This window comes from Pseudomonas sp. Irchel s3a12 (assembly GCF_900187485.1).
Classification (GTDB): domain Bacteria; phylum Pseudomonadota; class Gammaproteobacteria; order Pseudomonadales; family Pseudomonadaceae; genus Aquipseudomonas; species Aquipseudomonas neuropathica.
Genome location: NZ_FYDN01000016.1, coordinates 12612 through 35533 on the forward strand (window position 1 = coordinate 12612; position 22922 = coordinate 35533).

Here is a 22922-nt window from a genome sequence, read left to right on the forward strand (position 1 = left end):
TAAAGCTGCTTTGCTAATTCCCCACCAGTGCTTATCGTTCAGCCTCCCGTAAAAGAAGCCCACGCGCCCAATGGTTAATGACTCCATGCAATCGTCCCCTCGTAACTCCCGTCGCTGGCTGATCAGCCTGCTGGTCTTGTTGGTGATCGCCGTCCTGTGCTGGAAATTCTGGCCCGCCGGTTCAGCCCACAAAGAGGGCGCTGACAAGGCGGCGGCCGGGCACACCGGGCGTTCGGGGATGATGCGGCCGGGCTTCGGAGGCGGCACCGGGCCGATTCCGGTGCGCGTGGCGCCGGCGGTTACTGGCGACTTCCCGCTGTACTACAAGGCGCTGGGCACGGTGACCGCGCTCAACACCATCAATGTGCGCAGCCGGGTGGGCGGCGAGCTGGTCAAGATCAATTTCGAAGAAGGGCAGATGGTCAAGGCCGGTGACCTGTTGGCCGAGATCGACCCACGCCCGTACCAGAACGCCTTGCTGCAAGCCGAAGGCACTCTGCTGCAGAATCAGGCACAACTGAAAAACGCTCAGGTCGACGTCGAGCGTTATCGCGGTTTGTACAAAGAGGACAGCATCGCCAAACAGACGCTGGACACCGCCGAAGCGCTGGTCGGTCAGTATCTGGGCACGGTCAAGACCAACCAGGCCGCAGTCAACGACGCCAAGCTCAATCTCGAATTCACCAAGATCCGCGCGCCGATTGCCGGTCGTGTCGGCCTGCGCCAGGTCGACGTCGGCAACCTGGTGACCGCCAACGACACCACGTCCCTCGCGGTGATCACCCAGACGCAACCGATCAGTGTGGCTTTCACCTTGCCGGAAAACAGCCTGGAAACCGTGCTCGCCCGCTATCGCAGCGGCGCCAAGCTGCCGGCGGAGGCGTGGGACCGCGGCGACAGCAAACTGCAAGCCACCGGCGTTCTGCAAAGCCTCGACAACCAGATCGACGTTGCCACCGGCACCTTGAAGTTCAAGGCCCGCTACGATAACCGTGATCAGGCGCTGTTCCCCAACCAGTTCGTCAACGTTCACTTGCTCGCTGACACGCTGAAAGGCGTGGTGCTGGCACCGTCGGCGGCCATCCAGTTCGGCACCAACGGCACCTTCGTCTATGCACTGGATGGCGACAAGAAAGTCACCATTCGCCAATTGAAGATCGGCGCCAGTGATGGCGAAAACACCGTGGTCACCGAAGGCCTGGCTGCCGGCGACCGCGTGGTGCTGGAAGGTACTGACCGTCTGAAGGAGGGCAGTGAAGTGGAAGTGGTCAACGACAGCAATCAAGTGCCGACCACCCCGACCGAACACCTGCAAGGCAAATCTGCCGCCACCCCGACTGACGCTGCTGTCACCGACAAGGCCAAGAAGGGCGCATGAACATTTCGCGGCTGTTCATCCTCCGACCGGTAGCCACCACCCTGAGCATGCTGGCCATTGTTCTGGCCGGCCTGATCGCTTATCGCTTGCTGCCGGTATCGGCGCTGCCACAGGTTGATTACCCGACCATCCGTGTCATGACCTTGTATCCCGGCGCCAGCCCGGACGTGATGACCAGTGCCGTGACTGCACCGCTCGAGCGGCAGTTCGGGCAGATGCCGGGCTTGACGCAAATGGCCTCGACCAGTTCCGGCGGTGCGTCGGTGCTGACCCTGCGTTTCAGCCTCGACATCAACATGGACGTCGCCGAACAGCAGGTGCAAGCCGCGATCAACGCCGCGACAAATCTGCTGCCCACCGATTTGCCGGCACCGCCGGTGTACAACAAGGTCAACCCGGCGGACACCCCGGTCCTGACCCTGGCGATTACCTCGAAAACCATGCTGCTGCCCAAGCTCAATGACCTGGTCGATACGCGCATGGCGCAGAAAATCGCCCAGATCAGCGGCGTCGGCATGGTCAGCATTGCCGGCGGCCAGCGTCAGGCCGTGCGCATCAAGGTCAACCCGGAAGCGTTGGCGGCCAACAGCTTGAACCTGGCGGACGTGCGCACCTTGATCAGTGCTTCCAACGTCAACCAGCCGAAGGGCAACTTTGACGGCCCGACGCGGGTGTCGATGCTCGACGCCAACGACCAACTGACCTCGCCCAAGGATTACGCCAACCTGATCCTCGCCTACAAGAACGGCGCGCCGTTGCGGCTCAAGGACGTGGCGGAAATTGTCGATGGCGCCGAGAACGAACGTCTCGCTGCGTGGGCCAACCAGAATCAGGCGGTATTGCTGAACATCCAGCGTCAGCCGGGTGCCAACGTCATTGAAGTGGTCGACCGCATCAAGGCGCTGCTGCCGAGCATCACCGACAACCTGCCGGCCGGCCTCGAAGTGACGGTGCTGACGGATCGCACGCAGACCATCCGCGCCTCGGTCACTGACGTGCAACACGAATTGCTGATCGCCATCGCCCTGGTGGTGATGGTGACGTTTCTGTTCCTGCGGCGCGCCAGTGCCACGATCATTCCGTCGGTGGCCGTGCCTCTGTCGCTGATCGGCACTTTCGGCGTGATGTATCTGGCCGGCTTCTCGGTCAACAACCTGACCTTGATGGCGCTGACCATTGCCACCGGTTTTGTGGTCGACGACGCCATCGTCATGCTCGAGAACATTGCGCGTTTCATCGAAGAGGGCGACAGCCCGATGCAGGCCGCGCTCAAAGGTGCCAAGCAAATTGGTTTCACCCTGATTTCCCTGACCCTATCGCTGATCGCAGTATTGATTCCGCTGTTGTTCATGGCCGACGTGGTCGGGCGGCTGTTCCGCGAGTTCGCCATCACCCTGGCCGTGGCGATCCTGATTTCGCTGGTGGTCTCGCTGACCCTGACGCCGATGATGTGCGCGCGTCTGCTCAAGCGTGAACCTGAAGAACACGAGCAAGGCCGTTTCTACCGTGCCAGCGGCGCTGTCATCGACTGGATGATCGCCGAGTACGGTCGGATGCTGCGCTGGGTGCTCAAGCATCAGCCGCTGACCTTGCTGGTGGCTATCGGCACACTGGCGTTGACCGTGTTTCTTTACATGGTGGTGCCGAAGGGCTTCTTCCCGGTGCAGGACACCGGGGTGATTCAGGGCATTTCCGAAGCGCCGCAATCGATTTCCTTCGCGGCGATGGGCGAGCGTCAGCAGCAACTGGCGAAAATCATTCTTGAAGATCCGGCGGTGCAGAGCCTGTCGTCCTACATCGGTGTCGACGGCGATAACGCCACGCTCAACAGCGGCCGCTTGCTGATCAACCTCAAGCCCCATGGCGATCGCGATCTAAGCGCCACTGAAGTGATTGCGCGCCTGCAACCGCAATTGGACAAACTGGTCGGCATCCGCCTGTTCATGCAGCCGGTGCAGGACCTGACCATCGAAGACCGTGTCAGCCGGACCCAGTATCAGTTCAGCATGTCCTCGCCGGATTCCGAACTGCTCAGCCAGTGGAGCGGGCGACTGGTCGAAGCGCTGGCACAACGTCCGGAATTGACCGACGTTGCCAGTGATTTGCAGGACAAGGGCCTGCAGGTTTATCTGGTGATCGATCGCGATGCCGCCTCACGCCTTGGTGTTTCGGTGGCGAACATCACCGATGCGCTCTATGACGCTTTCGGCCAGCGGCAGATCTCGACTATTTACACCCAGGCGAGCCAGTACCGCGTGGTGCTGCAAGCCCAGGCCGGAGAGAAGATCGGCCCGCAGGCGCTGGACCAGATTCACGTCAAGACCACCGATGACGCGCAGGTACGCCTGTCGAGTCTGGCTCATATCGAGGAGCGTCAGGCGCAACTGGCGATCACCCATATTGGCCAGTTCCCGGCGGTAATGATGTCGTTCAACCTCGCGCCCGGTGTGGCGCTGGGGCATGCGGTCGACATCATTGAACAGGTGCAGAAGGACATCGGCATGCCGGTCGGCGTGCAGACCCAGTTCCAGGGCGCGGCCGAAGCGTTCCAGGCTTCGCTGTCGAGCACCTTGCTGCTGATTCTGGCGGCGGTGGTGACCATGTACATCGTGCTGGGCGTGCTGTACGAGAGCTACATTCACCCGATCACCATTCTCTCGACCTTGCCGTCGGCGGCCGTCGGTGCTTTGCTGGCGTTGCTGCTCAGCGGCAATGATCTGGGCATGATCGCGATCATCGGCATCATCTTGCTGATCGGTATCGTCAAGAAAAACGCGATCATGATGATCGACTTCGCCCTCGATGCTGAGCGCACGCAAGGCATGGCGCCGGAACAGGCGATCTATCAGGCGGCGCTGTTGCGCTTCCGGCCGATTCTGATGACCACGCTGGCGGCGCTGTTTGGTGCGGTGCCGTTGATGCTCGCCACGGGCTCAGGTGCTGAATTGCGTCAGCCGCTGGGTCTGGTGATGGTCGGCGGTTTGCTGGTCAGCCAGGTGCTGACGCTGTTCACCACGCCAGTGATCTACCTGTATTTCGACCGCCTCGGCCGGCGCTTTGGCAAGACTAATGCGGATGCCGAAGAGGTGTCGGTATGACTGTCCGAACACATAACCCCTGTAGGAGTGAGCCTGCTCGCGATGAGGCCGGCACCTGCAACATCAATGTAAACAGACACACCGCTATCGCAAGCAGGCTCACTCCTACAGGGGATTGGTGTGACGTTGGGGATCGCGGTCAATGAACCTCTCCGGTCCTTTCATCAAGCGCCCGGTCGCGACGATGCTGCTGAGCCTGGCGATCATGCTGCTCGGCGGTGTCAGCTTCGGCCTGCTGCCGGTTTCGCCACTGCCGCAAATGGATTTCCCGGTGATCGTCGTGCAGGCGAGCCTTCCCGGCGCGAGCCCGGAGGTCATGGCGTCCACCGTGGCCACACCGCTGGAGCGTTCCTTCGGCGCAATCGCCGGCGTCAACACCATGAGCAGCCGCTCCAGTCAGGGTTCGACCCGGGTCATTCTGCAATTTGATCTCGACCGCGACATCAACGGTGCCGCGCGGGAAGTGCAGGCGGCGATCAACGCTTCGCGCAATCTGTTGCCAAGCGGCATGCGCAGTATGCCGACCTACAAGAAGGTCAACCCGTCGCAGGCACCGATCATGGTGCTGTCGCTGACCTCCGATGTGCTGGAAAAAGGCCAGCTCTACGATCTGGCCTCGACCATTCTGTCCCAGAGCCTGTCGCAAGTGCAGGGCGTCGGTGAAGTGCAGATCGGCGGCAGTTCGCTGCCGGCGGTGCGCATCGAGCTCGAACCGCAGGCGCTGAACCAGTACGGTGTAGCGCTCGACGATGTGCGCAAGACCATCGCCGATGCCAACGTACGCCGGCCGAAGGGTTCGGTCGAGGACGGTCAACGCCTGTGGCAGATCCAGGCCAATGACCAGTTGGAGAAAGCCAAGGATTACGAGTCACTGATCATCCACTACGCCGACGGCGCCGCGCTGCGCCTCAAGGACGTGGCCAAGGTCAGCGACGGCGTTGAAGACCGCTACAACAGCGGCTTCTTCAACGATGACGCGGCGGTGCTGCTGGTGATCAACCGCCAGGCTGGCGCCAACATCATCGAGACGGTCAACGAGATCAAGGCGCAACTGCCGGCCTTGCAAGCGGTGTTGCCGGCCAGCGTAAAGCTGAATCTGGCCATGGACCGCTCGCCGGTGATCAAGGCGACGCTGCATGAAGCCGAGATGACCTTGCTGATTGCCGTGGCGCTGGTGATTCTGGTGGTATTCCTGTTCCTCGGTAATTTCCGCGCCTCGCTGATTCCGACATTGGCCGTGCCGGTGTCGCTGGTTGGCACCTTTGCGGTGATGTACCTCTACGGTTTCTCGCTGAACAACCTCTCGCTCATGGCGCTGATCCTCGCTACAGGATTGGTGGTGGACGACGCCATCGTGGTGCTGGAGAACATCTCGCGGCACATCGACGAAGGCGTCAAACCGATGCAGGCCGCGTACCTCGGGGCCAAGGAAGTCGGTTTTACCTTGCTGTCGATGAACGTTTCGCTGGTCGCAGTGTTCCTCTCGATCCTGTTTATGGGCGGGATTGTCGAGAGTCTGTTTCGCGAATTTTCCATCACCCTGGCGGCGGCCATCGTCGTATCGCTGGTGGTTTCGCTGACGTTGACGCCGATGCTTTGCGCCCGTTGGCTCAAGCCGCACACGCCGGGGCAGGAAAATCGCCTGCAACGCTGGAGCCGCCGCACCAACGACTGGATGGTCGGCAAGTACGCCACCAGCCTCGATTGGGTGTTGCGTCACCGGCGCTTGACGTTGCTCAGCCTGCTGATCACCGTCGGCGTCAACGTCGCGCTGTACGTGGTGGTGCCGAAAACATTCATGCCGCAGCAGGACACCGGCCAGTTGATCGGTTTTGTGCGCGGCGACGACGGCCTGTCGTTCAGCGTGATGCAGCCGAAAATGGAAATCTTCCGCCGCGCGGTGCTCAAGGACGAAGCAGTGGAAAGCGTCGCCGGGTTCATTGGCGGCAGCAACGGCACCAACAACGCGTTCATGATTGTGCGTCTAAAACCGATCAAGGAGCGGCAACTGTCGGCACAGAAAGTCATCGAGCGTCTGCGTAAGGAAATGCCCAAAGTGCCCGGTGCGCAGTTGATGCTGATGGCCGACCAGGATCTGCAATTTGGCGGCGGTCGCGAGCAGACCAGTTCGCAATACAGCTACATCCTGCAAAGCGCCGACCTCGGCGAGTTGCGTAAATGGTTCCCGAAAGTGGTCGCGGCATTGCGAGCCCTGCCCGAACTGACCGCCATTGATGCCCGAGAAGGCGCCGGGGCGCAACAAGTGACGCTGATTGTCGACCGCGACCAGGCCAAACGCCTCGGTGTCGACATGAACATGGTCACGGCGGTGCTGAACAACGCCTACAGCCAGCGGCAGATCTCGACGATCTACGACAGCCTCAACCAGTATCAGGTGGTGATGGAGGTCAATCCGAAATACGCCCAGGATCCGGTGACGCTCAAGCAAGTGCAGGTGATCACCGCTGACGGTGCGCGGGTGCCGCTGTCGACGTTCGCTCATTACGAAAACAGCCTGGAAGACGACCGCGTCAGCCACGAAGGCCAGTTCGCCTCCGAAGACATTTCCTTCGACATGGCCGAAGGCGTGACGGTGGAGCAGGGCAGTGCCGCGATCGAGCGGGCGATTGCCAAGCTCGGCCTGCCGGAAGACGTCATCGCGAAAATGGCCGGCACTGCCGACGCCTTCGCCGCGACGCAGAAGAGCCAGCCGTTCATGATTCTCGGCGCGTTGCTGGCGGTGTATCTGGTGCTGGGCGTGCTGTATGAAAGCTACATCCATCCGCTGACGATTCTGTCGACCCTGCCGTCGGCCGGTGTCGGTGCGTTGCTGTCGATCTATGCGCTGGGCGGCGAGTTCAGCCTGATCTCGCTGCTCGGGCTGTTCCTGCTGATTGGCGTGGTGAAGAAAAACGCCATTCTGATGATCGACCTTGCGCTGCAACTGGAACGGCATCAGGGCCTTACCCCGCTGGAATCGATCCGCAGCGCCTGTCTGCAACGGCTACGACCGATCCTGATGACTACGCTGGCGGCGATTCTCGGTGCCTTGCCATTGCTGCTCGGCCGGGCCGAGGGCGCGGAAATGCGCCAGCCGCTGGGCCTCACCATCATCGGCGGGCTGATCTTCAGTCAGGTGCTGACGCTTTACACCACGCCTGTGGTTTACCTCTATCTCGACAAGCTGCGCCATCGTTTCAACAAATGGCGTGGCGTGCGTACTGACGCCGCTCTGGAAACTCCGCTATGACTGACCGTTCGCTTATCAATCTGGCCACTGTTCGGGGCTCGCGCTTGCTGAGTCTGTCACTGTGCGTGGCGATGCTCAGTGCCTGCGCCGTCGGCCCGGACTATCAACGTCCGCAAACCGCTGAAATCACCCAGTACAAGGAAGCCGCTGGCTGGACCCAGGCCAACCCGAGCGACTCGCTGGCCCGTGGTGCGTGGTGGGAGTTGTATGGCGATCAGCAGCTAAACGGGCTGATCGAAAAACTCAACAATTCCAACCAGACCGTCGCGCAGTCGGAAGCCCAGTACCGCCAGGCTCAGGCCTTGGTGCGCAGTGCCCGTGGCGCGTTTTATCCCAAAGTAGACTTGAGCCTGGGCAAGACCCGCTCCAGTCAGGGCACCGGCAGCAGCAGTTCGAGCCTGAGCAGTTCCTCCAGTGGCATCCGCGACACCTATAACGCCGAACTTGGCGTCAGTTGGGAAGCCGATGTCTGGGGCAAATTGCGCCGTGGTCTGGAAGCCGATGAGGCCAGTGCTCAGGCCAGTTTTGCCGATCTGGCCGCCATGCGCCTGAGCCAGCAGTCGGAGTTGGTGCAGAACTACCTGCAACTGCGCGTGATCGATCAGCAAAAACGCCTGCTCGAAGCCACGGTTGCCGCTTACGAACGTTCGCTGAAAATGACCCAGAATCAGTACCGCGCCGGGGTTTCCGGGCGTGATGCAGTGGCGCAGGCGCAGACGCAACTGAAAAGCACCCAGGCTGATCTGGTCGACCTGATCTGGCAGCGCGCGCAGTTCGAAAACGCCATTGCCGTGCTGACCGGGCAGGCGCCGGCGGACTTCAACATTGCCGAAGTACAGACCATTCCAAAGCTGCCGCAGGTGCCGTTGAGCCTGCCCTCGCAGTTGCTTGAGCGGCGTCCGGACATCGCTTCGGCGGAGCGTTCGGTGATTGCCGCCAACGCCAATATCGGCGTGGCCAAAGCGGCGTATTACCCGGACCTGAGCCTGAGCCTGAGCGGCGGTTACAGCAGCAGTACCTCGCAGAACCTGGTCAGCCTGCCGAACCGCTTCTGGTCGGTGGGGCCAAAACTGGCGCTGCCGCTGTTTGACGGTGGCATTCGTTCGGCAGAAGTCGACCGCACCGAAGCGGTGTACGACCAGACCGTGGCCAAGTACCGCCAGACTGTGCTCGACGGTTTCCGCGAGGTGGAAAACTACCTGGTGCAACTCAAGGTGTACGAAGACGAAGCGGCGGTGCGCCAGGAAGCCCTCGATGCGGCCCGCGACTCCCTGCGCCTGACGGAAAACCAGTATAAGGCCGGGTTGATTGCCTATATCGATGTGGTGGTGGTGCAAGCGACAGCGTTGAGCAATGAGCGCAATGTGCTGAACATTCTGCAAAGCCGCTTGATTGCCAGCGTGCAACTCATCGCAGCGCTGGGCGGCGGTTGGGATGGGCAACTGGATGTAAGTGATAACACCCGCTGAAGGCTGGCTTCACTGATCGTTCCCACGCTCTGCGTGGGAATGCCTCAACGGACGCTCCGCGTTTGGCTTTGAAGGGACGCGGAGCGTCCCGGGCTGCATTCCCACGCGGAGCGTGGGAACGATCAACGCGCCTATTCGCGAGCAGGCTCGCTCCCACAGTGAGTTGCGCAAGCTGCAGAAAGGCCCACTCCAGAGCCTTACCGAACAATCAAGCAAGCGTTTCATCGGCTTGATGGCCAATTGCTCACTTTGTCAGTGCGTTCTTCTGTGCAATCAGTACAATCGCCGCATTTGCCCGACCGAGAATGGACGCAGTCCGCGTTGGGTGGCCACGAGAAATCCCATGCTCATCGGTAGTTATTCCTCCACCCTGGTTTTTATTTCGTTGTGCGTGGCGATTCTTGCTTCCTACACTGCGCTCGACCTCACCGGTCGCATTGCCACGGCCAAGGGCCGCGCGGTGCATTTCTGGACTGCCGGCGGTGCGTTTGCCATGGGCATCGGCGTCTGGTCGATGCATTTCATTGGCATGCTTGCCTTTAAACTGCCGATCGACCTTGGCTACGACATCACCCTGACCGCGCTCTCACTGTTGATTGCCGTGTTGTCCTGCGGGTTCGCCTTGTGGCTGGTCAGCCAGCCGAAACTGCCGGTTCTGCAACTGGCCTTCGGTGCGCTGATCATGGGCGCCGGGATCAGTGCCATGCATTACACCGGCATGGCGGCGATGCGCATGACGCCGGGGATCGACTACGACCCGACGCTGTTCGGCGCTTCGTTGCTGATTGCGGTCGGCGCGTCGGCAGCGGCGCTGTGGATTGCCTTTCGCCTGCGTAAGCACTCGCCGTATGTGCGCCTGATTCGCGGCGGCGCAGCGGTCATCATGGGTATCGCCATTGTCGGTATGCACTACACCGGCATGGCCGCCGCGCAATTTCCAGACGGCAGTTTCTGCGGTGCCACCGTCAGCGGTTTGAAGGGCAACGGCCTCGACAGCCTGGTGCTGATCACCACGCTGGCGGTGCTGTCGATTGCCTTGCTCACCTCGATCCTCGACGCACGGCTTGAAGCGCGCACTGCCGATCTGGCGCATTCGTTGACCGTCGCCAACCGTGAACTCACGCAGTTGGCCTTGCACGACACCCTGACCGGCCTGCCGAATCGCATGTTGCTCGACGACCGGATCAATCAGGCGATGAAAAAGGTCAACGAGCAGGGCGGCTGCTTTGCCTTGATGTTCATCGATCTGGACGGCTTCAAACCGGTTAATGATGCGTTCGGTCATCACATGGGTGATCAGTTGTTGCGCGAAGTCGGCGTGCGTCTGCGTGAAGACTTGCGCAGCCTCGACACGCTGGCGCGGATCGGTGGCGATGAATTCGTGTTACTGGTGCGCCTCAGCGAACCCAATGATGCGCTGGGACTGGCGGCGCGTCAGGTCGGTCTGATCGCACAATCATTCCGCGTTGCCGAGCATGACTTGCAGATCTCCGCTAGCGTCGGCATCGCCCTGTACCCGGGCAATGGCCAGACCGCGCAGGAATTGCTAATGAACGCCGACGCGGCGATGTACCACGCCAAGGGCGGCGGCAAAAACGGTTACAGCTTTTTCGATGCGTCGATGAACAACAACGCGCGCAAGCAGTTGCAGTTGTTGCAGGACCTGCGCGCGGCGCTGGAACACAGCCAGTTCAGCTTGCATTACCAACCCAAGTTCGACGCCGCCAACGGCCGCCCGGTCGGGGCTGAAGCGCTGTTGCGCTGGCAACACCCGATTCACGGCATGCTGATGCCGGACAAGTTCATTGACCTGGCCGAAAAATCCGGGCTGATCATCCCGATCGGCGACTGGGTGCTCAACGAAGCCTGCCGCCAGATGCGCGAATGGTACGTGCTCGGTTACACCGATTGGCGTATCGCGGTGAATCTGTCGGCGTTGCAGTTCTGCCACACGGGACTGGTGCGCAGCGTGGCCAAGGCGTTGGCTACTCACCACTTGCCGGCCAACAGCCTGACCCTGGAAATCACCGAAACCACAGCGATGAGCGATGCCGATGCGAGCATGATGGTGTTGCAGGAACTGTCGGACATGGGCGTCGACCTGTCGATCGATGACTTCGGCACCGGTTATTCCAGCCTGATGTACCTCAAGCGGTTGCCGGCCAATGAGCTGAAGATTGATCGCGGTTTTGTGCGCGATCTGGAGCATGACAGCGATGATGCGGCGATTGTCTCGGCGATTGTCGCGTTGGGGCAGGCACTGGGTTTGCGCATTGTCGCTGAAGGTGTCGAGACCGGTGTGCAGCAGGCGTTTCTGACTGAACTGGGCTGTGATTCGTTGCAGGGTTATCTGCTCGGGCATCCGATGCCGGCGGAAAAATTCATGCAGGATATTGCGCGCAGTGAGCAGTCAGCGGCGGTCTGATCGACCGCGTTATCGTTCTTCGCGAGCAAGCTCACTCCCACATTTGGAATGCACACCCCTGTGGGAGCGAGCCTGCTCGCGAAGGCGTCCGGCCCGACACAACAGACCTCATGCAAAACCCGCCAATGGCGGTTATTCTTCCCCCCGACTGTTACGTGTGCATTTGGGGGAAAGGCCAGCATGGATAAAGTCATTGTGATCACCGGTGGCGGGCGCGGGATTGGCGCCGCTACGGCGCTGTTGGCTGCCGAGCAAGGTTATCGGATCTGCATCAACTATCAGTCGGATGAGCAAGCTGCGCAAAGCGTGCTCGAGCAAGTTCGCGCATTGGGCGCCCAGGCCATCGCCGTGCGTGCCGACGTCAGCATCGAAGACGAAGTGATCGCATTGTTCCATCGGGTCGACACCGAGTTGGGCCGGGTCACCGCGCTGGTGAACAACGCCGGCACTGTCGGACACAAATCGCGGGTCGACGAAATGTCCGAATTCCGCATCCTCAAAATCATGAAAACCAATGTCCTGGCGCCGATTCTCTGCGCCAAACACGCGATCCTGCGCATGTCGCCCAAGCACGGCGGGCAGGGTGGCAGCATCGTCAACGTGTCGTCGGTGGCCGCGCGTCTCGGTTCGCCCAACGAATACGTCGATTACGCGGCCTCCAAAGGTGCGCTCGACACCTTCACCATTGGCTTGTCCAAAGAAGTGGCGGGCGAGGGGATTCGCGTCAACGCGGTGCGCCCGGGTTACATCTATACCGATTTCCACGCCTTGAGCGGCGATCCGGATCGGGTCAGCAAGCTCGAGTCGGCGATTCCGATGGCCCGTGGCGGGCGCCCGGATGAAGTGGCGGAGGCGATTGTCTGGTTGTTGTCGGATAAGGCTTCTTATGCGACCGGGACATTTGTTGATTTGGGTGGCGGGCGCTGATCGTTGGGATTTGTGTTGCCTGATCCGGCCCCATCGCTGGCAAGCCAGCTCCCACAGGTTTCTGTGTCGTACACAACATACGCGGTGACATAGAACACTGTGGGAGCTGGCTTGCCAGCGATGGGGCCAGTGCAGTCAGCAACAATCTTTCAGAACGACCGCACAATCCGCCCCAATGTCTCCATGGCCTTTTCCGAATCCTCGGTCCAAGGGCTGCCATAGTTCAACCGAATACAATTCCTGAAGCGCTGCGTCGGCGAAAAGATCGGCCCCGGCGCAATGCTGATCCCCTGCGCCAGTGCCATCTGAAACAACTTCAGCGAATCCATTTGCGGTGGCAGTTCCAGCCACAAAAAGTAACCGCCCGCCGGTTGGCTGACCCGCGTCTGCGCCGGGAAGTAGCGGGCAATCGCCGCGAGCATCGCGCTCTGCTGTTCTTCCAGTGCGTAACGCAGTTTGCGCAGGTGCCGGTCATAACCGCCGTGTTGCAGGTAGTCGGCAATCGCCGCTTGCGCTGGCATCGACGCACACAGTGAGGTCATCAGTTTCAGTCGTTCGATCTTCTGCGCGTAGCGCCCGGCAGCGACCCAGCCGATGCGGTAGCCGGGGGCGAGGCTTTTGGCGAATGAACCGCAGTGCATCACCAGACCTTCCGTGTCGAACGCCTTGGCCGGTTTCGGTGCTTGTTGGCCGTAATAGAGTTCGGCGTACACGTCGTCTTCGATCAGCGGCACCTGATGACGGCGCAGCAGTTCGACCAGTTCCTGTTTCTTCGCCTCGGGCATGGTTGCGCCCATCGGGTTCTGGAAACTGGTCATGCACCAGCAGGCCTTGATCGGATGGCGTTCGAGGGTTTGCGCAAGTACGCCGAGGTCAATGCCATCGCGCGGGTGCACGGGAATTTCCACGGCTTTGAGTTTCAGCCGTTCGAGCACTTGCAGGCTGGCGTAGAACGCCGGGGCTTCGATGGCCACCAGATCGCCCGGTTCGGTGACGGCTTGCAGGCACAGGTTCAACGCTTCAAGGGCGCCGTTGGTGATCAGCAGCTCTTCCATCGGCAGCATCAGGCCGCCGACCATGTAGCGCAGGGCTATCTGCCGGCGCAGTTGCGGATTGCCCGGCGACATGTCGGTGACGACCATGCGCGGGTCCATCTCGCGGGCCGCGCTGGCCAGCGAACGCGACAGGCGCTGCAACGGGAACAGGGTCGGGCTGGGGAACGCCGAACCGAACGGCACGGTACTCGGGTCCTTGATCGAATCGAGGACCGAGAACACCAGTTCGCTGACGTCGACTTCGGTGGAATCGTTGACGTGGCTGCTGATCACCGGCTCCGAGAACGGGCTCGGTGCATGGGTGTTGACGAAATAGCCGGAGCGCGGCCGGGCGCGGATCAGGCCTCGACGTTCGAGCAGGTAATAGGCCTGGAACACCGTGGACGGGCTGACCCCGTAGGTCTGGCTGGCGTAACGCACCGAGGGCACGCGCTGGCCGGGGCCAAGGACGCCGGAGCGGATCAGTTCAGCGATGTCGTCGGCGAATTTTTCGTAGCGTTTCATCGAGGAGCCTTGGTGCTGGTTGTTGATGAGGTGTGTCAGGGGAACTGCCCCTCACCCTAGCCCTCTCCCAGAGGGAAAGGGGACTGATTGGGGGATGCTTGCGAACTACACCGACCTGAAAGTGCTTTGCTGAATCCACAATCGACTCAGCCTGAAAAGTGCTTTGCTAAATCCGTAATCGACTCGGCCTGAAAGTGCTTTGCTGAATCCATAGTCGATTCGGTCTGTCAGGTCGATGTATAGCGACAGACACCTCGGTCGGCTCCCTCTCCCTCCGGGAGAGGGCTGGGGTGAGGGAAAAAGATTCTAACGGCTCAGCGATTCATCGGCGCAACAAACCTGCTCTTCGCCACGCTGTAAACCTCAGGCTCATCGCTGTCGACAATCTTGAAACTCAAGGTCTGCGAGCTGCTGGCCGGGCGTTCCGTGGTCATCGCCACCGACACCGGCACATCGACAATTTCCCCCGGGGCCAGGCTCAGTTCAGTCTTGCCCTGCAACTGGAAGCCGTCGCCATCCACCAGGCTCAGGTTGTAGTCCTGGCGCTGCTGGGTCTTGTTGATGACTTTGAGGGTGTAGATGTTTTCGATCTGGCCCTGACCATTCTCGCGGAACAACCCGCGATCCTTGGTCACGTCCAGCGAGACCATTGGCCGCTCGACCAGCGCCAATGCCAATGCGCCGATCATCGCCACCAGCACCACGGTGTAACCGATCAAACGCGGCCGCAGCAGGTGGGTTTTGCCACCCTGCAGTTCGCGCTCGGAACTGTAGCGGATCAAGCCGCGCGGGTAGTTCATCTTGTCCATGATCGAGTCACAAGCGTCGATGCACGCCGCGCAGCCGATGCATTCCATCTGCAGGCCATCGCGAATGTCGATGCCGGTCGGGCAGACCTGCACGCACAACTGGCAGTCGATGCAATCACCCAAGCCAGCCTCAAGCGGTTTCACGTCGCGTTTGCGCGGGCCACGGTTTTCGCCACGGGCGACGTCATAGGAAATCGCCAGGGTGTCCTTGTCGAACATCACGCTCTGGAACCGCGCATACGGGCACATGTGCATGCACACCGCCTCACGCAGCCAACCGGCGTTGATGTAGGTGGCGGCGGTGAAAAACAGCACCCAGAACAGACTGACGCCGCCAATTTGCAGGGTCAGCAGTTCTTCGGCCAGTGGCCGGATCGGGGTGAAGTAACCGACGAAGGTCAGGCCGGTCAGCACGCTGATCGCCAGCCACAAGGTGTGCTTGGCTGCACGCCGTGCCAGTTTGTTCAGGCTCCACGGTGCGGCTTGCAATTTGATGCGCTGGTTGCGCTCGCCTTCGGTGATCTTCTCGCACCACATGAAAATCCACGTCCACGAACTCTGCGGGCAGGTGTAGCCGCACCAGACCCGGCCGGCGAACACGGTGATGGCGAACAGGCCGAATGCGGCGATGATCAACAGCGCCGAGAGCAGGATGAAATCCTGCGGCCAGAACGTCGCGCCGAAGATGTGGAATTTGCTTTCGGAAAGGTCCCAGAGCACCGCCTGACGTCCGCCCCAATTCAGCCACACGGTGCCGAAAAACAGCACGAACAGAAATCCCGCGCCACTCATGCGCAGGGTGCGGAACAGACCGGTGAAGCTGCGGGTGTGGATCTGGTTGTCGCTGGATTTGGCCGTCGCCTTCATTGGACGTGCGGGCACACTTTTGATAGTTGGAGATGCTTCTACGGTTCGGACGGGGATTTGTTCGCTCATGGTAATTCGCTCATCAGCCTCCATCAGGCCAGAGCACTATGAGCGTCGATCTGTTTGCATAACAGACTCAGGTATTTCAATAAAAAGCGGATCAGATGGCTTTTTGCGCAGCGCCTGCGACAACTTGAAGCAGCCCGCAGACAAAGGCGCAAACGCCTATCGCAGACGTTTGCGCGGGGTGTTGATCAGGGTCAGTCAAATCACCGAATCACTGTCGTCGGCTTTCAGGTGTTTGCGACCGTCCTTGGCACCGGCAACGGTCAAGGCATCGGCTTCTTTTTCGCTGATGTAAACGCGCCGGCCTTCTATTTCCACGAATGACATGGATTTTTCGCTATCCGTCATGACTTCCAGGGTGTCGCAAATGCGAATTTCCTCGCCATGTTCAACGGTGAAAAAACACACTTTCTGTTCGGGGTTGGATTGATCGACTCGAACGGGCATGAGGGCAGTCCTTTTTTCAGGGGTGTCTGAAATGTTAGGGCGCACGCTGCGCTGATCGTTCTGCGCAACTGATTAATGGTCGTCGCTGTCCATCCTCTATAGACCCAATAACAAGGACTGCACGATGAACGCGTGGTGGCATGAAGTGTGGCAAACCCTGCAGGCGGAATTCGCCGACGTCGCGGATGCGTCGCAATTGACGCGCATCACCGTGCGCCTGCTGATGGCCGCCATTCTGGGCGGCATTCTCGGTTTTGAACGCGAGCACAAGGGCAAGGCTGCCGGGGTGCGCACGCATATGTTGGTGGCGCTCGGGGCCGCGCTGTTTGTGCTGGTGCCGCAGACGTCGGGGGCGGAATCGGATGCGATGAGTCGCGTGGTGCAAGGGGTGATTGCCGGGATCGGCTTTCTCGGTGCCGGGACTATTCTGAAAAACAAGGAAGGCGATGAAGGCCATGTCAAAGGCCTGACCACCGCTGCCGGGCTGTGGATGACGGCGGCCATTGGTGTGGCGACCGGGTTGGGCCGGGAAGCGACGGCGCTGCTCAGTACCTTTTTGGCGCTGGGGATTTTCAGCGTGATGCCGCGCATCGTAAAACTCTTCGAAAAAGAAGAGGAGAAGACTGATGATCACTGACTGATCGTTGCCACGTTGATCGTTCCCACGCTCTGCGTGGGAATGCCTCAATGGACGCTCCGCGTCCGCTTTGGGACGCGGAGCGTCCGGGGCTGCATTCCCACGCGGAGCGTGGGAATGATCAGTTAGACGATGACTGGTGGCATCGTCGTTGGTGGTTCTTCTTTCGGCGGTGGCGTGGTGCCGGGTGGTTCCTGCTCGGGAATTGGCTGCGGCTCGGTCTCGGGCAGCGTGGGTTTGTCGATGTTCGGATCAGGCGTTTCGGCCGGGATCGGGATATTCATCTGATGACCTCCGTGTGGCACATGGCGTGAGAAGTGCTTAAGTGGATTGACCACCCTGCACGCAATTCGATCCGCTTTTCTGACACGGCAATTTCATCTGAACTTTTCCCGGCGCCGGTCGCTCGGAACCTAAGTGAGTTCATTTCGGGGCAGGCGCTTCGTTGTGAACACTGATCCGGCACAAGAGCGTCCTTGGGGCGTTAAGGAGAGATGCTCAATGACTGCTGAAAGACCTTCTGAACTGAGCTACAACCCGCACATGCCGCTGTCGCAGGCGTTGCTGCTGCCGCGCATTGCCATCGAAAACACCATGCCGACCCTCGATGGCGGGCAGTTCGCCGTGAAGTCGATTGCCGGCCGTGAGGTGGTGGTCACCAGCAAGGTGTTTGCCGACGGTCACGACAAACTCGCGGTGCGTATCCGCTGGCGCGAGGAAGGCGAAGACACCTGGCAAAGCGAGGTCATGACCGATCAGGGCAATAACGGCTGGCAAGGCCAGTTCCGCCCTGAACACCAAGGGCGCTTCCTCTATTGCATCGAGGCGTGGATCGACCAATTCGCCAGTTTTCAGTATGAACTGGAGAAGAAACACAATGCTGCTGTACCGGTGTCGCTGGAGTTGCAGGAAGGCCGGAGCATGGTGCAACAGGCCGCCGAGCGCAGCGAAGGTCAGCTCAGCGAACAGCTCGCCGCGTTGCACCATGAATTGTCCGGGCTGCTCGAAACCGAGCAAGTCGCGCTGTTCCTGCACTCGCGCAGTGCGCAGTTGATGGCTGAGGCCGATCACCGTGCCTACCTGAGCGTCAGTCCGGAATTCCCGGTAGACGTTGAACGCGAACTGGCCGAATTTGCCAGTTGGTACGAACTGTTTCCGCGCTCGATCACCGACGATCCCCACCGTCATGGCACTTTTAACGATGTGCACGCGCGTTTGCCAATGATTCAGGACATGGGCTTCGACGTGCTCTATTTCACGCCGATCCACCCGATTGGCCGCGCCCATCGCAAGGGGCGCAACAATTCCCTGACCGCCGGCCCCGATGATCCCGGCAGCCCTTATGCCATCGGTAGCGAGGAGGGCGGCCACGAAGCCATTCACTCGCAACTCGGCACTCGCGAGGACTTCCGTCGACTGGTCGCTGCCGCCGCCGATCACGGTCTGGAAATCGCCCTCGACTTCGCCATTCAGTGTTCCCAGGATCACCCGTGGCTCAAGCAGCATCCGGGCTGGTTCAACTGGCGCCCGGACGGCACGATCAAATACGCGGAGAATCCGCCGAAGAAATATCAGGACATCGTCAACGTCGACTTCTATGCGCCGGACGCCATTCCGAGCCTGTGGGTCGAGTTGCGCGACATCGTTATTGGCTGGGTCGAAGAGGGCGTGAAGATCTTTCGCGTCGACAATCCGCACACCAAACCACTGCCGTTCTGGCAATGGTTGATCGCCGATGTTCGCGCGTTGTACCCGGAAGTGATCTTCCTCGCCGAAGCGTTCACCACGCCGGCGATGATGGCGCGGCTGGGCAAGGTCGGTTACACGCAGAGCTACACCTATTTCACCTGGCGCAACAGCAAGGCTGAGCTGGCGACGTATTTCACTGAGCTGAATGAATCGCCGTGGCGCGAATGCTACCGGCCGAATTTCTTTGTTAACACGCCGGACATCAACCCGGCATTCCTGCACGAATCCGGGCGCGCGGGTTTTCTGATCCGTGCGGCGCTGGCGACCATGGGTTCAGGCTTGTGGGGCATGTATTCGGGGTTCGAGTTGTGCGAGTCGGCACCGGTGCCGGGCAAAGAGGAATACCTCGACTCGGAGAAGTACGAGATCCGCGTCCGCGACTTCACCGCGCCGGGCAACATCATTGCCGAGATCGCCCAGCTAAACCGCATCCGCCGGCAGAACCCGGCGCTGCACACGCATTTGGGTCTGAAGGTCTACAACGCCTGGAACGACAACATTCTGTATTTCGGCAAGCGCAGCTTTGACGGCAGCAACTTCATTCTGGTCGCGGTCAGCCTTGATCCGCACAACGTGCAGGAGGCGAATTTCGAACTGCCGCTGTGGGAAATGGGCCTGCCCGACGATGCGACGACCCATGGCGAAGACTTGATGAACGGGCATCGCTGGGACTGGCACGGCAAGTATCAGTTCATGCGCATCGACCCGGCGTACCAGCCATTCGGCATCTGGCGAATTACCGCTACGTAATGATCGTTCCCACGCTCTGCGTGGGAACGCATCCCGGGACGCTCCGCGTCCCAGAAACTGACGCAGAGCGTCCATGGCGGCATTCCCACGCGGAGCGGGGGAACGATCATCGTGGGGCGCTTTTAAAGCATTCAGCAGGAGTTTCACATGGCGAAGAAACCCAAGGCAGCCACCTTTATCAAAGACCCGCTCTGGTACAAGGACGCGGTGATCTATCAAGTTCACGTCAAATCGTTTTTCGACTCCAACAATGACGGGATCGGCGACTTTCCCGGCCTGATCGCCAAACTCGATTACATCGCTGACCTCGGCGTAAACACCATCTGGCTGTTGCCGTTCTATCCCTCGCCACGTCGCGACGATGGCTATGACATTGCCGAATACCGTGGCGTGCACAGCGATTACGGGACCATGGCCGACGCCAAGCGCTTTATCGCCGAGGCGCACAAGCGTGGCTTGCGGGTGATCACCGAACTGGTCATCAACCACACCTCCGACCAGCACCCGTGGTTCCAGCGTGCGCGCAAGGCCAAGCCCGGCTCGGCGGCGCGGGACTTTTACGTGTGGTCGGATGACGATCAGAAATACGACGGCACGCGGATCATTTTCCTCGATACGGAAAAATCCAACTGGACCTGGGACCCGGTCGCCGGCCAGTACTTCTGGCACCGTTTCTATTCGCACCAACCGGATCTGAATTTCGACAATCCGCAAGTGATGAAAGCCGTGCTCTCGGTGATGCGCTACTGGTTGGACATGGGCATCGACGGCCTGCGCCTCGACGCGATTCCGTACCTGATCGAGCGTGACGGCACCAATAACGAAAACCTGCCGGAAACCCACGACGTCCTCAAGCAGATCCGCGCCGAGATCGACGCCAATTACCCCGATCGCATGCTACTCGCCGAGGCCAACCAATGGCCTGAAGACACTCAGCTGTACTTCGGTGATACCGATGCGGCGGGCCTCAATGGCGACGAATGCCACATGGCGTTTCACTTCCCGCTGATGCCGCGCATGTACATGGCGCTGGCTCAGGAAGATCGTTTCCCGATCACCGATATTCTGCGCCAGACCCCGGAAATTCCTGCCAACTGCCAGTGGGCGATTTTCCTGCGCAACCACGATGAGCTGACCCTGGAAATGGTCACCGATAAAGAACGCGACTATCTGTGGAATTACTACGCTGCTGACCGTCGCGCGCGGATCAACCTCGGCATTCGCCGTCGCCTGGCGCCGTTGATGGAGCGTGATCGCCGCCGCATCGAATTGCTCAACAGCCTGCTGCTGTCGATGCCGGGCACGCCGACCCTGTATTACGGCGACGAGATCGGCATGGGCGACAACATCTACCTTGGCGACCGCGATGGTGTGCGTACGCCGATGCAGTGGTCGATCGACCGCAACGGCGGCTTCTCCCGTGCCGATCCGGCCAGCCTGGTGCTACCGCCGATCATGGACCCGCAATACGGCTATCTGTCGGTCAACGTCGAAACCCAGTCCGGCGATCCGCATTCGCTGCTCAACTGGACCCGACGCTTGCTCGCTGTGCGCAAACAGTCCAAGGCGTTCGGCCGTGGCACGTTGAAAATGCTCTCGCCGAACAACCGTCGCGTGTTGGCCTACACCCGTGAATTCACCGATGCCGATGGCAAACACGAAATCATTCTCTGCGTGGCCAACGTTTCGCGCAGTGCGCAAGCAGTGGAGCTGGACCTGTCGGCCTACGTCGGCATGGTGCCGGTGGAGATGCTCGGCGGTAACGCCTTCCCGCCGATCGGCCAGTTGAATTTTCTTCTGACGTTAGCGCCGTACGGTTTCTACTGGTTTGCACTGGCGGCGGAAAATCAGATGCCGAGCTGGCACGTGGAACCGGCGCAAAGCCTGCCGGACTTCACCACCCTAGTGCTGAAAAAACGCATGGAAGAACTGCTCGAAGCGCCGTCGCGCACGACGCTGGAGCAAAGCATCCTGCCGAGCTGGCTGCAGAATCGCCGCTGGTTCGCCGGCAAGGACGCGGCCATCGACAAGGTGCATCTGGCCTACGGCGTGCGTTTCGGCGATGCGCAGCATCCGGTGCTGCTCAGCGAAATCGAAGTCACCAGTGGCGGGCAGACCAGTCGTTATCAGTTGCCGTTCGGCTTTATTTCCGAAGATCAGGTCGGCCCGGCGTTGCCGCAGCAATTGGCCTTGTCCCGTGTACGCCGAGTGCGACAGGTCGGCTTGATTACTGACGCGTTCAGCCTTGAAACGTTTATTCGTGCGGTGCTGCAAGGCATGCAGAACAACGCCGTGCTGGAGTCGAGCGAAGGCGAAATCCGCTTTGCACCGACGCCGCATCTGGAAACGCTTGGCCTCAGTGCCGAGTCGGAAGTGCGTTATCTGTCTGCCGAGCAATCAAACAGTTCGGTGGTGATCGGCAATAGCCTGGTACTTAAGCTGATACGCAAAGTCGCTTCTGGCGTACACCCGGAACTGGAGATGAGCGCTTACCTGACCGAGGCCGGATTTGCCAATATCTCTCCGCTGCTCGGCTCGGTGATTCGCCGCGATGCCAAGGGCGAAGACAATCTGCTGATGATCGCCCAAGGCTATCTGAGCAATCAGGGCGACGCCTGGGAATGGACGCAGAACAACCTTGAACGGGCGCTGCGCGATGAGCTGGCCGATGCCATGTCCGAACAGGAACAGCATTACAACGCCCTCAGTGAGCTGAAGGATTTTGCTGGCATGCTCGGTCAGCGTCTGGGCGAGATGCACAAGGTGCTCGCCGCGCCCACCGACAATGCCGACTTCGCCCCACAGGTGTCGACGGCCAAGGACATGCAGGCCACCGGCAAGGATGTTGTGGCGCAGGTCGAACACGCGCTGAAACTGCTCAAGCAGCATCAGGGCGAACTCAATGCGGCGGATCAGAAACTGGTCAAACGCCTGATCGACGAGAAGAAAACCATCCTCACGCACGTGCAGGATCTGGCGAAAAAAGCTGTCGGCGGTTTGCGCATTCGCGTCCACGGCGATCTGCATTTGGGCCAGGTGCTGGTGATCAAGGGCGATGCCTACCTGATCGACTTCGAGGGTGAACCGGCGCGGCCACTGGGCGAGCGTCGTGGCAAACACAGTCCGTACAAGGATGTCAGCGGCGTGCTGCGCTCCTTCGATTATGCGGCCGCAATGACCATCAACGTGCACAACGTTGACCACAGCGCCGAGTCTGAAACGGCGCGGCGTCTAGTCGCCGAGCGCTATCTGCGTGAGGCCCGCGAGGCATTTGTTCAGGCATATCGCCGCGCGGCAGCTAGTCTTGATCATGCCTGGCAAGATCCCGAAGGTGCCGACGCCGCGCTGGCGTTGTTCGGCCTGGAGAAGGCGGCCTATGAAGTGGCCTATGAAGCCGAAAATCGCCCCACGTGGCTGCCCGTGCCGTTGCACGGTTTGTATGGGTTATTGACGGGGCTTAAACCCTTTTCCGATCTTGGTGGAGAGTAGTC

Annotated in this window: 13 protein-coding genes; 9 read left to right on the forward strand and 4 right to left on the reverse strand. The window is 60.3% G+C overall.

Going from position 1 to position 22922, the window contains the following annotated elements; all coding sequences use genetic code 11:
- Positions 1-70: 70 nt before the first annotated feature.
- The 6 genes from CKW14_RS24230 to CKW14_RS24255 all read left to right on the forward strand — a co-directional run bounded on the left by CKW14_RS24230 (position 71) and on the right by CKW14_RS24255 (position 12547).
- Positions 71-1378, forward strand: coding sequence for an MdtA/MuxA family multidrug efflux RND transporter periplasmic adaptor subunit (locus CKW14_RS24230; RefSeq protein WP_095126254.1), 1308 nt, complete (start codon positions 71-73; stop codon positions 1376-1378).
- Positions 1375-4476, forward strand: coding sequence for an MdtB/MuxB family multidrug efflux RND transporter permease subunit (locus tag CKW14_RS24235; protein ID WP_095050716.1), 3102 nt, complete (start codon positions 1375-1377; stop codon positions 4474-4476). The genes CKW14_RS24230 and CKW14_RS24235 overlap by 4 nt, the downstream gene beginning before the upstream one ends.
- A 142-nt stretch (positions 4477-4618) precedes the next feature.
- Positions 4619-7726, forward strand: a complete 3108-nt coding sequence (locus CKW14_RS24240; protein ID WP_095050717.1) for an efflux RND transporter permease subunit — start codon at positions 4619-4621, stop codon at positions 7724-7726.
- Positions 7723-9195 (forward strand): efflux transporter outer membrane subunit, encoded by a 1473-nt coding sequence (locus CKW14_RS24245; protein ID WP_095126255.1) that lies wholly within the window; start codon positions 7723-7725, stop codon positions 9193-9195. Before CKW14_RS24240 ends, CKW14_RS24245 begins: the two co-directional genes overlap by 4 nt.
- A 343-nt stretch (positions 9196-9538) precedes the next feature.
- Entirely contained in the window at positions 9539-11620 is a 2082-nt protein-coding gene (locus CKW14_RS24250; RefSeq protein WP_095050719.1) for a bifunctional diguanylate cyclase/phosphodiesterase, read from the forward strand.
- A 180-nt stretch (positions 11621-11800) separates the two neighbouring features.
- Positions 11801-12547: an SDR family oxidoreductase gene (locus CKW14_RS24255; RefSeq protein WP_064587387.1), complete on the forward strand. Its 747-nt coding sequence runs from the start codon at positions 11801-11803 to the stop codon at positions 12545-12547.
- A 149-nt stretch (positions 12548-12696) separates the two neighbouring features.
- Here CKW14_RS24255 and mapR read toward each other — a convergent pair whose 3' ends face one another.
- From mapR to CKW14_RS24270, 3 genes are all read right to left on the reverse strand, one after another.
- Positions 12697-14106, reverse strand: a complete 1410-nt coding sequence (gene mapR, locus CKW14_RS24260; RefSeq protein WP_007919188.1) for a GntR family transcriptional regulator MpaR — start codon at positions 14104-14106, stop codon at positions 12697-12699.
- A 314-nt stretch (positions 14107-14420) separates the two neighbouring features.
- Positions 14421-15851, reverse strand: coding sequence for a cytochrome c oxidase accessory protein CcoG (ccoG, locus tag CKW14_RS24265; RefSeq protein WP_095050720.1), 1431 nt, complete (start codon positions 15849-15851; stop codon positions 14421-14423).
- A 195-nt stretch (positions 15852-16046) separates the two neighbouring features.
- The gene (locus CKW14_RS24270) at positions 16047-16295 is read right to left on the reverse strand and encodes a DUF3203 family protein (RefSeq protein ID WP_095126256.1); all 249 of its coding nucleotides are present in this window, start codon (positions 16293-16295) and stop codon (positions 16047-16049) included.
- Positions 16296-16419: 124 nt separating this feature from the next.
- Between CKW14_RS24270 and CKW14_RS24275 the strand changes: the two genes are divergently transcribed.
- Complete coding sequence (locus CKW14_RS24275; RefSeq protein ID WP_095050722.1) at positions 16420-16932, forward strand: MgtC/SapB family protein; 513 nt, start codon at positions 16420-16422, stop codon at positions 16930-16932.
- A gap of 125 nt (positions 16933-17057) precedes the next feature.
- Here the strand turns inward: CKW14_RS24275 and CKW14_RS30030 are convergent, their stop codons facing one another.
- Positions 17058-17216, reverse strand: coding sequence for a hypothetical protein (locus tag CKW14_RS30030; RefSeq protein WP_003224520.1), 159 nt, complete (start codon positions 17214-17216; stop codon positions 17058-17060).
- Positions 17217-17433: 217 nt separating this feature from the next.
- Here CKW14_RS30030 and CKW14_RS24280 point away from each other — a divergent pair, with 217 nt between their 5' ends.
- Both CKW14_RS24280 and treS read left to right on the forward strand, forming a co-directional pair.
- The gene (locus CKW14_RS24280) at positions 17434-19431 is read left to right on the forward strand and encodes an alpha-1,4-glucan--maltose-1-phosphate maltosyltransferase (protein ID WP_095050723.1); all 1998 of its coding nucleotides are present in this window, start codon (positions 17434-17436) and stop codon (positions 19429-19431) included.
- Positions 19432-19578: 147 nt separating this feature from the next.
- Complete coding sequence (treS, locus tag CKW14_RS24285; RefSeq protein ID WP_095126257.1) at positions 19579-22920, forward strand: maltose alpha-D-glucosyltransferase; 3342 nt, start codon at positions 19579-19581, stop codon at positions 22918-22920.
- Positions 22921-22922 lie beyond the last annotated feature (2 nt).

Excerpts from the sequence above, each read along its gene's own strand:
- CKW14_RS24230 (WP_095126254.1), top strand. The coding sequence starts at position 71 with ATGGTTAATGACTCCATGCAATCGTCCCCTCGTAACTCCCGTCGCTGG.
- CKW14_RS24235 (WP_095050716.1), top strand. The coding sequence starts at position 1,375 with ATGAACATTTCGCGGCTGTTCATCCTCCGACCGGTAGCCACCACCCTG.
- CKW14_RS24240 (WP_095050717.1), top strand. The coding sequence starts at position 4,619 with ATGAACCTCTCCGGTCCTTTCATCAAGCGCCCGGTCGCGACGATGCTG.
- CKW14_RS24245 (WP_095126255.1), top strand. The coding sequence starts at position 7,723 with ATGACTGACCGTTCGCTTATCAATCTGGCCACTGTTCGGGGCTCGCGC.
- CKW14_RS24250 (WP_095050719.1), top strand. The coding sequence starts at position 9,539 with ATGCTCATCGGTAGTTATTCCTCCACCCTGGTTTTTATTTCGTTGTGC.
- CKW14_RS24255 (WP_064587387.1), top strand. The coding sequence starts at position 11,801 with ATGGATAAAGTCATTGTGATCACCGGTGGCGGGCGCGGGATTGGCGCC.
- mapR (WP_007919188.1), bottom strand. The coding sequence starts at position 14,106 with ATGAAACGCTACGAAAAATTCGCCGACGACATCGCTGAACTGATCCGC.
- ccoG (WP_095050720.1), bottom strand. The coding sequence starts at position 15,851 with ATGAGCGAACAAATCCCCGTCCGAACCGTAGAAGCATCTCCAACTATC.
- CKW14_RS24270 (WP_095126256.1), bottom strand. The coding sequence starts at position 16,295 with ATGCCCGTTCGAGTCGATCAATCCAACCCCGAACAGAAAGTGTGTTTT.
- CKW14_RS24275 (WP_095050722.1), top strand. The coding sequence starts at position 16,420 with ATGAACGCGTGGTGGCATGAAGTGTGGCAAACCCTGCAGGCGGAATTC.
- CKW14_RS30030 (WP_003224520.1), bottom strand. The coding sequence starts at position 17,216 with ATGAATATCCCGATCCCGGCCGAAACGCCTGATCCGAACATCGACAAA.
- CKW14_RS24280 (WP_095050723.1), top strand. The coding sequence starts at position 17,434 with ATGACTGCTGAAAGACCTTCTGAACTGAGCTACAACCCGCACATGCCG.
- treS (WP_095126257.1), top strand. The coding sequence starts at position 19,579 with ATGGCGAAGAAACCCAAGGCAGCCACCTTTATCAAAGACCCGCTCTGG.